The sequence below is a fragment of the Microbacterium paulum genome (assembly GCF_015707995.1).
Taxonomy (GTDB): Bacteria; Actinomycetota; Actinomycetes; order Actinomycetales; family Microbacteriaceae; genus Microbacterium; species Microbacterium paulum.
In genome coordinates this window covers 1-13,760 of record NZ_JAAGRY010000074.1, presented here as the reverse complement: position 1 = coordinate 13,760, position 13,760 = coordinate 1, and the positions used below count along the sequence as shown (strand labels likewise).

14 protein-coding genes, 1 tRNA gene and 1 pseudogene are annotated in these 13,760 nt (G+C 72.0%); 6 read left to right on the top strand and 10 right to left on the bottom strand.

The features are described 5' to 3' along the window. Positions 1-245 (top strand): hypothetical protein (locus tag G3N18_RS14055; protein ID WP_196384894.1); only part of this gene is annotated, 245 nt, incomplete at its 5' end. Between the two features lie 298 nt (positions 246-543). Here the strand turns inward: G3N18_RS14055 and G3N18_RS14050 are convergent. From G3N18_RS14050 to G3N18_RS14035, 4 genes are all read right to left on the bottom strand, one after another. Then, a complete protein-coding gene (locus tag G3N18_RS14050; protein ID WP_196384893.1) occupies positions 544-1,917 on the bottom strand; it encodes a dicarboxylate/amino acid:cation symporter in 1,374 nt (457 codons plus the stop codon). Between the two features lie 202 nt (positions 1,918-2,119). Continuing rightward, positions 2,120-2,211, bottom strand: a tRNA-Ser gene (locus G3N18_RS14045). Between the two features lie 35 nt (positions 2,212-2,246). Then, the gene (locus G3N18_RS14040; protein WP_420827102.1) at positions 2,247-2,945 is read right to left on the bottom strand and encodes an NUDIX hydrolase; all 699 of its coding nucleotides are present in this window, start codon (positions 2,943-2,945) and stop codon (positions 2,247-2,249) included. Beyond that, positions 2,942-3,397, bottom strand: a complete 456-nt coding sequence (locus tag G3N18_RS14035; RefSeq protein ID WP_196384899.1) for a hypothetical protein — start codon at positions 3,395-3,397, stop codon at positions 2,942-2,944. The genes G3N18_RS14040 and G3N18_RS14035 overlap by 4 nt, the downstream gene beginning before the upstream one ends. Positions 3,398-3,488: 91 nt before the next feature. Here G3N18_RS14035 and G3N18_RS14030 point away from each other — a divergent pair, with 91 nt between their 5' ends. Both G3N18_RS14030 and G3N18_RS14025 read left to right on the top strand, forming a co-directional pair. Next, positions 3,489-4,274, top strand: a complete 786-nt coding sequence (locus G3N18_RS14030; protein ID WP_338038610.1) for a siderophore-interacting protein — start codon at positions 3,489-3,491, stop codon at positions 4,272-4,274. Beyond that, the gene (locus G3N18_RS14025; protein ID WP_196384891.1) at positions 4,271-5,158 is read left to right on the top strand and encodes an ATP-grasp domain-containing protein; all 888 of its coding nucleotides are present in this window, start codon (positions 4,271-4,273) and stop codon (positions 5,156-5,158) included. The genes G3N18_RS14030 and G3N18_RS14025 overlap by 4 nt, the downstream gene beginning before the upstream one ends. A 30-nt stretch (positions 5,159-5,188) precedes the next feature. Here the strand turns inward: G3N18_RS14025 and G3N18_RS14020 are convergent, their stop codons facing one another. The 4 genes from G3N18_RS14020 to G3N18_RS14005 form a co-directional block, all read right to left on the bottom strand. Next, positions 5,189-6,046, bottom strand: a complete 858-nt coding sequence (locus G3N18_RS14020; protein WP_314855964.1) for an SDR family NAD(P)-dependent oxidoreductase — start codon at positions 6,044-6,046, stop codon at positions 5,189-5,191. After that, entirely contained in the window at positions 6,039-6,701 is a 663-nt protein-coding gene (locus G3N18_RS14015; protein ID WP_196384890.1) for an NAD(P)H-binding protein, read from the bottom strand. The genes G3N18_RS14020 and G3N18_RS14015 overlap by 8 nt, the downstream gene beginning before the upstream one ends. A gap of 97 nt (positions 6,702-6,798) precedes the next feature. Continuing rightward, positions 6,799-7,656, bottom strand: a complete 858-nt coding sequence (locus G3N18_RS14010; RefSeq protein ID WP_196384889.1) for a hypothetical protein — start codon at positions 7,654-7,656, stop codon at positions 6,799-6,801. An 8-nt stretch (positions 7,657-7,664) separates the two neighbouring features. After that, entirely contained in the window at positions 7,665-8,222 is a 558-nt protein-coding gene (locus tag G3N18_RS14005; RefSeq protein ID WP_314855972.1) for an NYN domain-containing protein, read from the bottom strand. Between the two features lie 225 nt (positions 8,223-8,447). Here G3N18_RS14005 and G3N18_RS14000 point away from each other — a divergent pair. Both G3N18_RS14000 and G3N18_RS13995 read left to right on the top strand, forming a co-directional pair. Beyond that, positions 8,448-9,044 (top strand): annotated as a pseudogene (locus tag G3N18_RS14000) (NAD(P)-dependent oxidoreductase); the annotation flags it as partial. A 60-nt stretch (positions 9,045-9,104) separates the two neighbouring features. Next, the gene (locus G3N18_RS13995; protein WP_196384887.1) at positions 9,105-10,148 is read left to right on the top strand and encodes a lactonase family protein; all 1,044 of its coding nucleotides are present in this window, start codon (positions 9,105-9,107) and stop codon (positions 10,146-10,148) included. A gap of 12 nt (positions 10,149-10,160) precedes the next feature. Here G3N18_RS13995 and G3N18_RS13990 read toward each other — a convergent pair whose 3' ends face one another. Continuing rightward, positions 10,161-11,399, bottom strand: coding sequence for an MFS transporter (locus G3N18_RS13990; protein ID WP_338038608.1), 1,239 nt, complete (start codon positions 11,397-11,399; stop codon positions 10,161-10,163). A 179-nt stretch (positions 11,400-11,578) separates the two neighbouring features. Between G3N18_RS13990 and msrA the strand changes: the two genes are divergently transcribed. Continuing rightward, positions 11,579-12,124: a peptide-methionine (S)-S-oxide reductase MsrA gene (msrA, locus tag G3N18_RS13985; RefSeq protein ID WP_196384886.1), complete on the top strand. Its 546-nt coding sequence runs from the start codon at positions 11,579-11,581 to the stop codon at positions 12,122-12,124. 85 nt (positions 12,125-12,209) lie between these two features. Here msrA and G3N18_RS13980 read toward each other — a convergent pair whose 3' ends face one another. Continuing rightward, positions 12,210-13,508, bottom strand: coding sequence for a M18 family aminopeptidase (locus G3N18_RS13980; protein ID WP_338038605.1), 1,299 nt, complete (start codon positions 13,506-13,508; stop codon positions 12,210-12,212). Between the last annotated feature and the right edge of the window lie 252 nt (positions 13,509-13,760).

Below are 13,760 nucleotides of genomic sequence, written 5' to 3'. Positions count from 1 at the left end.
AGATGTCGCGCCTCGTCGCGGCGATCGAGCGCGCGAGCTACGCCCCGCCGGGCGGTGCCGCGGTCGGCACGAGGTCGATGGATGCCGAGGCATCCAGAGCCACGCCCTTCGACGACGCCGCCCAGATCAGGCGCGCGATGCTCGCCGCGGTCGGCGCGCGGGAGCGCGTGCGCGCGATCGTGCTGCCCCGCTCGCTCGTGATCCGCCCGGGCTCGGCCTTCGCCGACCGCGACGCCCTGGCCTGAGTGAACCTGGCCCTGCCCCGCTTCGGTCTTTTGATGGCGCACATGGTCGCTTTGCGGGCGTGAAGCGACGATCTGCGCCATCGTTCTCGCGCGAAGCGGCGATCTGCGCCCACACCTCGCCCCGGCGCCCGCGAACCCCAACACCGCACCAACAAGGGGGTGGATGCCTCGGCATCCACCCCCTTCTCGTGTGCAGCGCGGCGCGCGCTCAGGCGCGAGTCGGTGCGCCCTCGGTGCGGGTGCCGTCGTCGACGGCATCGGCGGGCACGCGCGCCTCGGCGGCGGCCACCAGCGCGAGCTATTCGTCGGAGTCGTCGGCGAACGGCTCGCCGTCGCGCGGGGCGTTGTAGAGGTCCTGATCGAGGATGCCTTCGCGCTTGGCGACGATCGTCGGCACGAGGGCTTGACCTGCGACGTTGACCGCGGTGCGGCCCATGTCGAGGATCGGGTCGATCGCGAGGAGCAGCCCGACGCCCTCGAGCGGCAGGCCCAGGGTCGAGAGCGTCAGGGTGAGCATGACCGTGGCGCCGGTCGTGCCGGCGGTGGCGGCGGAGCCGACGACCGAGACGAGCGCGATCAGCAGGTACGACACGATGTTGAGCTCGACGCCGAAGAACTGCGCGACGAAGATCGCGGCGATCGCCGGGTAGATCGCGGCGCAACCGTCCATCTTGGTGGTCGCGCCCAGCGGCACCGCGAACGACGCGTATTCGCGCGGCACACCGAGGTTGCGTTCGGTGACCCGCTGGGTGAGCGGCAGCGTGCCGATCGACGAGCGCGACACGAAGCCGAGTTGCACGGCGGGCCACACGCCCGAGAAGTACTGCTTGATCGACAATCCGTGGCTCTTGACGAGGATCGGGTAGACCACGAACAGCACGAGCACGAGGCCCGCGTAGACCGCGATGACGAACCAGACGAGGGTCAGCAGCTTGTCGGTGCCGTACTGCACGACGGCCGACGCGATGAGGCCGAGCGTGCCGATCGGGGCGATGCGGATGATCCACCACAGCACGCGCTGCACGATCTTGAGGCTCGACTGCGTGAACGCGATGAACGGCTCGGCGCGGCGACCGAGCTTGAGGGCGGCGATGCCGACCGCGATCGAGATGACGATCACCTGCAGCACGTTGAAGCCGACCGTCGAAACCGCCGCACCCGTCGAGGCATCCACCGACGTCGACACCGTGAGGCCGAGGAAGTTCTGCGGGATGATGCCCTTCAGGAAGTTCCACCACGTGCCGACCGCGTAGGGGTCGGCGGTCGTCAGCTGGTCGTGCGCGACGCGGTTGCCGGGCTGGATCGTGACACCGAGGACGATGCCGATCGTCACCGCGATGAGCGCCGTGATGCCGAACCAGAGCAGGGTCTGCCCGGCCAGGCGCGCGGCGTTCGTGACGTTCCGCAGCTGGGTGATGCTCGCGACGATCGCGAGGAAGATGAGCGGGACGACCGCGACCTTCAGCAGCGTGACGTACGCGTTGCCGATCGTCGACAGGGTCGCGGTGAGACCGTTCGGGTTGCCTTCGGCGTCGGGGCCGAGGTTCAGCGCGAGGATGCCGAGCAGGATGCCGGCGATGAGGGCAATCGTGATCTGGAACCCGAACGAGCGGTAGAACGGCTTCTTCGGCTTGGGAGCGCGCGCGAGCGCGGGCGCAGGGGTGGAACTCATGGGGTGGATCTCCTGTGGGGCGGATGCCGGCTGGGGGGCGGCGGGAGCGGCCTGCCGGACGATGTCGCAGCGGCCGCGTTCGACGCTACGGCGAATCGCGCGCGCCGCGGGCTGATGTGACGGGGAATGACAACCGCGCTTGCGCGATGCGCATTCCCGGTGCGAACGACGAAACCCCCGCCATCTCTGACGGGGGTTCCTGTGGCGGAAGTGACAGGATTTGAACCTGCGAGGCGAGTTACCCCGCCTACATGGATTCCAGCCATGCTCCTTAGGCCGCTCGGACACACTTCCAAGGGGAGATCCTATCATCGGCGCTCCCGCGGGCTTCACGCGGGGAGGGGCAGCTCGCGCTCGTCGTCCCAGGGCTCAGTCCACCCGAGGCTGTCGAACAGGGCATCCAGCAGCCCGGCCGTGAACCCCCAGACGACGTGGCCCGCGACCTCGAATGCGGGGCCGCGCCACTCCTGCCCGCCGCGGCGGATCACGGTCACCCCGCGGTTCCGCGGGTCGAGCAGGTCGGCGACGGGCGCACGGAAGACGTCGGCCGATTCGGCCACGTCGACGACGCGGACGGGCGACGGATGCCTCCACCACCCCAGGACGGGAGTGACGAGATGCCCCGAGAACTCGAGCGGCACCGCCGGCAGCGCGCCGAGCACCTCGACCCCCGACGGGTCGAGCCCGGTCTCTTCCTCTGCTTCGCGGAGCGCCGCGGCGACCGGTCCGTCGTCGCCCGGGTCGAGCCTGCCGCCGGGAAAGGCGACCTGCCCGGGGTGGGCGCGCAGGGTCGTGGAGCGCGCGAGCAGCAGCACGTCGAGGTCGCGCGACACCGCGGCATCCTGCGCATCGCGGAGCGCCGGGAGCGCGTCGAGCACGCCGAAGAGCATGAGCACGGCGGCGGCCCGGGGCGAGCGGCTCGACGGCAGATCGCGCAGCCGTGCATTCCACGGCGCACCGGAGGCTGCGACGGCGGCGAGGTCGGCGCGCGCCGACCTGTCGCCGCTGGACGCGGGGGCGCCGCTCACGGCGTGAACGAGATCTGACCGGAGGCGAACGGGAACGGGAAGAAGGCGACGAACGACGACCCGGGCTCGGGGATCGGCATGAGCGCGAACCAGACATAGCCGATCACGAGCGACGCGATCACGATCACCCAGATGACGGCCGCCGTGCGGTCGAGGATCCGCAGCGCCTGTGGCTCACCGCCCGCGCGCAGCACGCGACCGAGCGCGATGAAGACGACGACCGCCAGCGCGAGCAGAACGATCGGGCTCGGCGAGAACACCACACTGGTGCACGCCGGCTGCCCGTCGGCGGCGCGGCCTCCGGGGCAGCTCTGCTTCTGCGCCGTCATGAGGGTCGTGTAGAGGAACCCGGCGATCACCACGGTCACCAGCAGTCGGCGGATGCGTGCGATCACGGGCGCCCCGGCGAGAAGGCTCATCGCCGGCGCCGTCGGTGCGGCGGTGTGCGTCATCGGGTCTCCTCGCGGTCTTCTTCCACCCTCGCCGGGGCGCTCCGCCCTGTCAAGCGGCGCCGTCATCGCCCCACCCGGCTACCGTGGAGGGGTGGCCCTCTCTTCTCGCACCGCCGCCCGCCCGCCCCGACCCACCGTCGAGTTCGAGGTGGTCGCCGTCGCGCACGTCTCGCCGCAGCTCGTGCGGGTGACGCTCGGCGGCGAGGGCTTCGCGCAGTTCGAAGACCGCCCCGAGACCGACAAGTACGTGAAGCTGAAGTTCACGACCCCCGCTCCCGAGTCGCTGCCCGTGACCCGCACCTACACGGTGCGCCGCGTCGACCACGACGCCCGCACGCTCGACATCGACTTCGTCGTGCACGGCGACGAGGGCCTCGCGGGGCCCTGGGCGGCGCGCGCTCGGGTCGGCGACCGGCTGAGTCTGATGGGGCCCGGCGGCGGCTACTCCCCCGACCCGTCGGCCGACGCGCACGTCTTCGCGGGCGATCTGTCGGCGCTGCCGGCGATCGCCGCGGCACTCGAGGCCCTCGAGAGCGCGAAGCCCGACGCGCGCGGTCACGTCGTCATCGAAGTGGATGCCGAGACGGCGATCGTGCCGCTTCCCGCACCGAACGCGGTGCAGGTCGAGTGGATCGTCGACCCCGCGCACGACGTCGAGGCCCTCGCCGCCGTGCTGGGGCAGCTCGACTGGCCGGAGGGCACGGTGCAGGTGTTCGCACACGGCGAGCGCGAATCGATGAAAACGGTGCGCCGGGTGCTGTTCGACGAGCGCGGTCTCGACCGGGCGCACGTGTCGCTGTCGGGCTATTGGGCTCGCGGGCGTACCGAAGACCGTTTTCAGGCCGAGAAGCGCGAGCCCATCGGAAAGATCCTGTGACCGGCGCAGCCCCGCGCCGCATCGGGATCGTCGTGACCGACGCGTACGCCGACGAAGATCCCGACCACGACACCCCGCTGCTGCTCGAGGCGCTGCGCGCCCGGGGCGTCGCAGCCGAGAGCGTCGTCTGGCACGACGCGGGCGTCGACCTCGGCGCCTTCGAGCTGCTGGTCATCCGCTCGCCGTGGGACTACCCCGAGCGCCCGGCGGAGTTTGCCGCGTGGCTCGACCGGGCCGCGGTGGCAACCCGCGTCGTCAATCCTCCGCACACCGTGCGCTGGAACCTCGACAAGCGCTACCTCGCCGAGCTCGCGCACGCGGGCATCCGGATCGTGCCGACGACGTACGCCGAGACGGTGGATGCCGCGGCATCCGCGATCGCGGCACACGAGCGCGTCGTGGTGAAGCCGGCGGTGTCGGCCGGCGCACGCGACACGGGGCTCTTCGAGGCATCCGACCCGCGGGCGCTCGCCCTCGCCGCCCGCATCATCGAGGCCGGCGGCGTCGCGATGGTGCAGCCCGAGGTGCGCGAGCTGTCGGAGGGGCGCGAGAAAGCGCTGTATGCCATCGGCGGCATCTTCACGCACGCGATCGCGAAGGGCGCCCTGCTCGAGGCGGGCGGAGGCTTGCTCGGCGGCGTGTACCAGGAGAATCCGGTGCTCGTCGAGGCGACGGACGCCGAACGGGCTTTCGCCGCCGACGTGCTCGTCGCCGTCGCCGCGGCGACGGGAGACGGCGTGCCGCTCTATGCCCGCATCGACACGGTCGATTCGGCCGAGCACGGTCTGTGCCTACTCGAAGTGGAACTCGTCGAGCCCGCCCTCAACCTGCACGTGGCTCCCGCGGCGATCGACACGGTCGTCGAGGCGATCCTCGCGGCCTGAGCGGCCTGAGCGCCCCACCGCCTGCGCCCCTCAGCGCGCCTCGACGCCCACCATCTCGGCGCTGAGGTTCCACAGCCGCGCGGCCAGCAGCGGGTCGGCCGCGAGCGGGCTCGTGCGTGCGGGTCGGTTGTTCGCGTAGTACCGGCCGCTCTGCCAATCGACACCCGGCGTACCGATCGCGAGCCAGCCGAGCCGCGACCCGCCGACCTCGGTCGAGGTCAGAAGCCTGCTCGCGAGCGGGTTCGTGTAGAGCCAGTGCCAGGCGCCGCGGGCCGATCCGGCGAAGCCGCTCGCGATCGCACCCGGGTGGAACGCGACGGCGCTGAGCCCCCCGCCGCGCCCATTCCCGCCGAACCGGCGCGCCAGCTCGGTCGTGAAGAGGATGTTCGCGAGCTTCGCGTTGCCGTACGCCGTGCTCGCCGAGAACCGGCGCTCGCCCTGCAGGTCGTCGATGTCGAACCGCGAGAACCGCTGCGCCGCGAGGCTCGAGGTCTGGATGACCGACGCGCCGCTCTCGATCAGCCGGTCGCGCAGCAGGGCGGTCAGCAGGAACCCGCCGAGGTGGTTCACCTGGAACGTGGTCTCGAAGCCGTCGCGCGTGAGCGTCCGCTCGCCGAAGATGCCGCCGGCGTTGTTCGCGAGCACGTCGATGCGCTCGTACCGGTCGAGGAGCGTCGCCGCGAGGGCGCGCACCTGGTCGAGTTCGGCGTAGTCGGCGACATGCCAGGGCGCGCTGATCCCTTCGGCGACGGCGCGGGTCTTGTCGGGGTTTCGCCCGACGATCACGACCCGCTCGCCGATCGCATGCAGCTGGCCGGCCGCCGCCGCGCCGATGCCGTCGCTCGCGCCCGTGATGACGATCGTGCGCGGCGTCAGCGCGTCAGGCACGGGCGCCTGCGAGGCCGTGCAGCGCCTCGGCGATCGGCACGTCGCCCGTGTTGAACCGCACCGTGCGGCGCGAGGTGGCGGGTTCGTCGACGGATGCCGCGACGACCGCGGCCACGTCGGCGCGCGCGACCGAGAGCGACGTATCGGCGTCGACGTCGATCCGGCCGGTCGGCGCATCGAGCGTGAGCGCCGAGGGGGCGAGGATCGTCCAGTCGAGCGGGCTCTCGCGCAGGTGCGCGTCGGCGGCGGCCTTCGCCTCTGCGTACGCGTAGAACGAATCGGCCGGATCGACGCCGTGATCGGGCCGAGCGCCGAAGTACGACACCATCAGATAGCGCGGCACGCGCGCCGCGACCGCCGCGTCGATCGAGCGGATCGCCGCGTCGCGGTCGACCGCGTAGGTGCGCTCGGCGGAACCGCCGCCCGCGCCGGCCGACCAGATGACGACGTCGTTGCCGCTTTCGAGGCTCGTGAGCTGGTCGAGGTCGAAACGCCCGATGTCGGCGACGAGCGGGGTCGCGCCGGTCGCGGCGACGTCGGCTTCGTGCGCGGGGTTGCGCACCACCGCGGTGACGTGGTGGCCGGCGGCGACGAGCAGGGGTTCGAGCAGCAGGGCGACCTTGCCGTGGCCGCCGATGTGCAGGATGCGAGACATGGGGCTCCTTCCGTGTGATGCGAGCCTAGGCCGACGGCGCCGCGCGCGGGCGGGGGTTGACGTGCAGTCCGCACCGCGTCTTACGGCCACGCACGGCTCACACCTCGGCGCGGATCGCGGGATCGTCGACGCGCCAGTACTGCACCGACTGCAGCACCCAGAACGCGGCGAAGAGCGCGAGGGCGAGCACTTCGCCGACGAACACCCCGAACACGCGTCCGACGTGCAGCGACCCGTACAGCGGCGTCCCCACCACGACGACGGCGAGGGCGATCGCGATCCCGAGGTAGACGGCCTTCAGCCAGCGCGGGGCCGCGCGCTCGGCCGGGCGGAACGCCTGCACGAGGGCGACGGCCGCGATGATCGCGAAGAACCCCGCCGCGGCAGCCAGGTGCGCCCCGCGCAGGAACTCATCGCGCGCCAGCCACCACGTGAGCCACACGGTCAGCAGCACGGCGCCCGAGATCGCGAGCGAAAGGGCCGTGCCCGGGCGGTCGACCTGACCGGCGGCGGCGAGCGCCGCGGCGACCAGCACGAAGACCGCGCCCACGACGAGGTAGGTCGCGATCCCGGCATCCACCGCCGCATCGAACGTCTGCGGAACGCACGATCCCTCGCCCCGCGGGCAGTCGGCGTCGACGCCGGGGACGGAGCGTGGCGAGATCATCGTCGGCACGATCGCGATGAGCGGCACGATCGTCGCCGCGGCGTCGAGCAGCACCCGCTCGGCGCCTCGGCCCGACAGGGCGAAGAAGCACACCGAGACCGCCATCAGCGCGCCGACGAACATCGTGTTCGCGGGCGTGTAGTAGTAGTGGCTCAGCGAGGGCAGCAGGCCCACGGCCGGCATCGCGACGAGGACCGCGGTGAAGACGACCACGACGGCCCCGGCGATCGCCAACCGCAGGTAGCGGTAGGTGCGCTGCAGCGAGGTGGTGCCGCTCGGCCTGGCCACGGGCGCGCTCAGCGCAAGAACTGCGCGGGGTCGAACTCGTCGATCGGGATGATCCGCACGCGAGGCAGTTGCGCGTCGAAGGCGTGCACATCGTATTCGAGATCGAAGAACTGGATGCCGGGGATCTCGCCGAACGCCGCGTTGCGGAACTCGGTGAACCCGAGCACCCCGAGGCGGCGGCCGTCGGCGAGCATGGCCAGGTCGTCGACGAAGTCGCCGTCGTGGCTGACGAGCACGACGTCACCGGCACGGTCGCGCAGCGTCTGGAGCGTGCGCTGGATGGCGATGTCGACGACCTTCTCGTCGGCGTCGCCCGACAGCGGGATCGGCTGATAGCCGAGCGCGAGGAGCGCCTGGATGAACGACATCGGCAGGTTGGTCGACGCATTCAAGAAGAACAGGCCGCGGGTCTTCTGGTTCCACTGCGCCGCGAGGAACGCGAGGATGCGGTCCCACCGCGGCCGTTCGTCGGGCTGCGGGCGTCGCCCGAGGATCGAGCTGCCGAGCGTCGCGTCGATGTTCTCGCCGTCGATGAGCACCCAGGTCGTGCGGCCGTCGTCGGTCACGCTGTCTCCTTCTGCCCGGGCACGGCCCGGGGCGTCGAGCGGGGGATGCCGTGGCATCCGTCGCCCCCTCATCCTACGAAGTCGCAGGAATAGCCGCACCGCGCCGCCGTTGCGTCCCTCGACAGTCCGCGTCGAAAGGAACACCCATGAGCACGATCACCGTCTTCGGCGGCACCGGCTACGCCGGCCGCCACATCGTCGACGAGGCCGCGCGCCGGCCACCAGGTCATCGCCGTCAGCCGGAGCGCCGGCGACGCGGACGGTGGCGCCGAGATCACCTGGACGTCGGCCGACGTCACCGACGCCGAGGCCGTGCGCGCCGCCATCGCGCAGGCCGACGTCGTCGTCTCGGCGCTCTCGCCGCGCGGCGGCCTGGACGGCGCGCTGCGCGAGGCCGACCGCCTCATCGCCGACACCGCGGCCGAAACCGGCGAAGAGCTGTTCGTCGTGGGCGGGTTCAGCTCGCTGCGACGGAGCGCCGATGCGCCCCGCGTGATCGACGAGGGATTCGACCGCCCCGACGAGGTGCCCGCCGAGCAGGTCGAGGCACTGCTGCGCGAAGCGTCGCAGATGAACAGCATTCTGCTCGATCTCGAAGATCGCACCGACGACCTCGCGTGGACGTTCCTCTCGCCCGGCATGGGTTTCGGCGCACACCTGCCCGGTGAACCCACCGGCGCCTACCGCATCGGCACCGACGGGCTCGTGCTCCTCGACGCCGACGGTCAGACCTCGATCGGCGGCGCCGACTTCGCCCTCGCGGTCGTCGACCTCATCGACGACCCGGAGGCGCCGCACGGCCACCTCGCCATCGCGTACTGACCACCGTCGCGACCCGCCGCTTCATCCGAAGCGGCGGGTCGCGGGCCGTACGCTGGAGGCATGACCGGCACCGATTCCCTCGTCCTCGTGGCCAACGCCGGCGACGGCTCGATCTCGACGTTCCGCCTCGCGGGCGACCGGCTCGAGCGCCTCGCCGTCACGGGCGGCCTCACCGGGTGCTCGACCTTCGCGGTCGACGCCGAGCGCGACCTCGTCTACGCGGGCGTCAAGGGCGAGCCGGCGGGCATCGTGACCCTCGCGCTGGATCGTGCGACCGGCGTGCTCACCGAGCGATCCCGCCTCGACCTGCCGGCGGGCGGTATGAACTACCTCGCCCTCACGCACGGCGGCTCGGCGCTGCTGGGCGCGAGCTACGGCGGCGGCTACGGCATCGTCTGCCCGGTCGAGGTGAGCTCGGCGGGCGCTGTCGGCTCGGTCGGCGAGCCGACGGCGCGGGTGGCGTACCCGAACCTGCACTCGGTGCTGCCGAGCCCCGACGGGCGGTTCGCGTATTTCGTCTCGCTCGGGGGCGACCTCATCGCCCAGTACGCGCTGAGCGACGCCCTCGCGCTCACCCCGCTCGACCCGCCGACCGCCGCCGCTCCCACCGGGAGCGGCCCGCGCCACCTCGTGATCGACGACGACCACGGCGCGGTGTACGTGCTGACCGAGTTCTCGGCCGAAGTCCTGCACTATCGCCGCGACAGCGCCTCCGGCATCCTCGACTTCGCCGGGTCGGCGCGCGCATTCGACCCGGCGGCCGGGCTCGGCCACGGCGTCTTCGGCGCCGATCCGCTCGCGCATCACTACATCTGGGGCGCCGATCTGCACCGCGCGGGCGACCGTCTCTGGGCGTCGGAGCGCACCGAGTCGACCCTCGGTTCGCTCGCGATCGCGGCCGACGGAACGCTGACGGATGCCTCGCGGTTCACCCGCACCGAGCAGCAGCCGCGGGGGTTCGCGATGAGCGCCGACGGCCGTCACCTCATCGCGGCGGGCGAGAAGTCGACGACCGTGTCGCTCTACCGCGTCGACGGCGACGACCTCACCCTCACCGACCGCGCCGAGACCGGCCGCGGCGCGAACTGGGTGCGCGTGGTCTGACGCGCCCCCGCGTCAGGCGCGGCGGCGTTCCGCCACGGCGTTGACCACGCCGAGCGCCAGCACGAGCACGCCGGCGATGGCCGGCACGATCATCGCGGCGTGCAGCGACACCGCCTCGGCGAGCCAGCCGGTGAACGCCGACGACAACGCCTGGGCGAGCGTGAGCGCCGACCCGAGCAGGGTCATGGTGGTCGCGGCGCGACCGAGCGGCGCGCGCGCCCCCGCGAGCGAGAACAGCGTCACGAGCGTCGGCCCGACGCCGAGCCCCATCAGCAGCAGCCACACGATGATCGAGGCGAACGAGTCGGCGGTCGAATAGCCGATCGCGGCGATCGTCACGACGAGCGAGAACACGATCCAGCGGCGCGACAGCGCGAAGCGCGCCGGCAGCAGCACGACACCCAGCGCGAGCACGGCCGAGCCGATGCCCATGAGGCCGTAGAGCAGCCCCGCCTGCGCCTCGTCGCCGCGCGCCTGCGCGAACGCGGTGAGCGAGGTGAGGGTGGAGCCGAAGAACATGCCGACGGCGAACGTCGCCGCCACCAGCACGAGCACCTTCGCCGAGAACACCGCACGCATGGGGGCGGGCTGCGCCGCGGCATCCTCGCCCACCACCACGACACGGGCCGTCGGGTGCAGCGCGAACGCGGTGACGAAGCCGAAGCTCAGCACCGCCGCGATCGCGATCGGCGCCCACGGGGCGATGAGGGCGGCGAGGATGCCGACGAGGAACGGGCCGATGACGAACGCCGTCTCGTCGGCCGCCGACTCGTAGGCCATGATCCGCGTCGTCGTCTGCGCTTGCCGTTCGAGCGAGAGGCGTGCGGTGATGATCGTGAGCAGACGGCTGCGGCTCATCGCAGAGGCCTGCGGCGCGGTGAGGCCGATCGCGAGCGCCGCGGCGAGCAGCACTCCTTCGGGCACGTCGCTCAGCACGATCAGCGGGAACACGGCGAGCAGCAGGCCGTTGGCGAGCCCCACCGGAACGAGCACGCGCCGCTGGCCGTGCCGGTCGACGAGGGCGCCGATCAGGGGCCCCGCGATGACCACGCCGATGCCGACGGCGGCCGAGGTGAGTCCGCCGAGCCCGACCGATCCGGTCGCGGCGACCACGAGCATGAGCACGCCCACGGTCATCATCGCGAACGGCAGGCGCGCGATGAAGGCGATCGGCCAGTAGATCCAGCCGGTGTGGTCGATCAGCGTTTCGTCGGTGCGCGCACGCGCGACGAGGGTTTGAGTGCTTGCCACGCTGTCCTCCAGGAAGGGGCTCGTTTTCACGTGCCGCCGTTTCCCGAATCTTGCGAGTCAGTCGAGCTGGTAGATGCACCTCGCGGCACCGGTGGGCGCTGCGGAGGCATCCATTCTATCGCGTCACGGCCCCGATGTCTGTGATCGGGGGGAAGATGGTGGGGACGCAAGGAGACCTCATGACCGACGACGGCACCCTCACCCGCACCCCCGGCACCGAGACGGCCGTGCTCGCCGGCGGCTGCTTCTGGGGCATGGAAGACCTGATCCGCCGCCAGCCCGGCGTGCTCGACACGCGCGTCGGGTACACCGGCGGGCAGAACGACCACGCGACCTACCGCAACCACCCGGGGCACGCCGAGGCGGTCGAGATCGTCTTCGACCCCGCCGCGACGAGCTATCGCGACATCCTCGCGTTCTTCTTCCAGATCCACGACCCGTCGACGCTGAACCGGCAGGGCAACGACATCGGCACAAGCTACCGTTCGGCGATCTTCCCGCTGACCGCCGAGCAAGAGCAGGTCGCCCGCGACACGATCGCCGACGTGGATGCCTCGGGCCTGTGGCCCGGCGCGGCGGTCACGACGATCGAAGAGGCCGGCCCGTTCTGGGAGGCGGAGCCCGAGCACCAGGACTACCTGCTGCGCATTCCGAACGGCTACACCTGCCACTTCCCGCGCGCCGGCTGGGTACTGCCCAAGCGCAGCGAGGCCGCGCAGGCCTGAGCTCGGCGATCAGGCAGCAGCACTCGAAACGCTCGCCTTCGCCCGCACCGCCGCGGCCTGACCGCGCGGGGCGGGGCGGGGCGCGTCAGGCCGCGAAGAAGGCGGCGGCGACGCGGGTGAGGGCGTGCAGGTCAGCGGTGCCGGCGAGTTCGCGCGCGGAGTGCATCGACAGGATCGGGATGCCGACGTCGACCGTGCGGATGCCCAGGCGCGTCGCCGCGATCGGGCCGATCGTCGATCCGCACGGCACGGCGTTGTTCGAGACGAACTCCTGGCTCACGACGCCCGCGGCGTCGCACCAACCGTGCCACGCAGCGGCGCCGGCGGCGTCGGTCGCGTAGCGCTGGTTGGCGTTGATCTTGAGGATCGGGCCCGATCCGAGCACGGGCTGCACCACGGGGTCGTGCTTCTCGACATAGTTCGGGTGCACCGAGTGACCCACGTCGCTCGACACGCACCACGAGGCGACGAGCGCCCGCAGCTGCTGCTCCCGGCTCGCGCCGAGACCCAGCTGCACACGCTCGATCACGTCTTGCAGGAACGGCCCGGCTGCGCCCGACCGGGTGCCCGAGCCGACCTCTTCGTGGTCGAAGACGGCGAGCACCGCGATGTGCGAGGCATCCGTGCCCGCCTGCTCCATCGCGACGAGGCCCGCGTGCACGGATGCCAGGTCGTCGAGCCGGCCCGACGCGAAGAACGCCTGGTCTTTGCCGAACACCGCGCCGCGCGCGGCGTCGGCGGTGACGATGTCGAACCCGCGGATCGAGGCCGGGTCGACGTCGGGCCCGGCTGCGGCGGCGAGCTCGCCGAGAAGATCGGCGGATGCCGCGTCGTCGAGGGTCGAGACGAGCCCCCACACCGGCTGGGTCTGGGTCTGTTTGTTAAGGGCGAGGTGATCGTTCGCCTCGCGGTCGAGGTGGATCGCGAGTTGCGGCAGCCGCAGCAGCGGGCCCGTCGCGGTGAGCACCGTCGTGCCGTCGTCGAGCACCAGCCGGCCGGCGAGGCGCAGTTCACGGTCGAGCCACGAGTTCAGAAGCGGCCCGCCGTAGATCTCGACGCCGGCCTGCAGCCAGCCGGCGCGGCCGGTCGTCGGCTGCGGCTTGAGCTTGAACGCGGGCGAATCGCTGTGCGCGCCGAAGATGTGGAACGGCGTCTCGGCGGTCGCCGTGCCCGGCACGATCCAGGCGACGACCGCGCCGTCGCGCACCACGAGCTGTCGCGCGCCCGGCTCGACCGACCACGGCGCGGTCTCGTCGAGGTACGTGAACCCGGCGGCCGTCAGCCGCCGCGCAACTTCGGCGGCGGCGTGGAAGCTCGACGGCGAGGCGGCGACGAAGTCGGCGAGGTCGTCGGCGTGGGCGAGGGCTGCAGCGGTGGCGGACACCCCTCCAGCGTAGTTCGGTGCCCTGTCGGCACGGCGCGCAGGAGCACCCGGCCCTACGCTGCAGCGCATGAGCGCCCGACCGACCTCGACGGCCCGCGTCGTGCGGGGCGCGGCGGGGCTCGCAGCCGTCGCTGTCGGCGTGTTCCTGGCGCTTCGCCCCTTACGACGTTGCAGGTGACGGTGTGGGCGGCCGCCGCCGCGCTGGTCGTCTGGGCGGCGGTGCTGGTGCGGGGTGCGCGCGGGCGCGCCTGG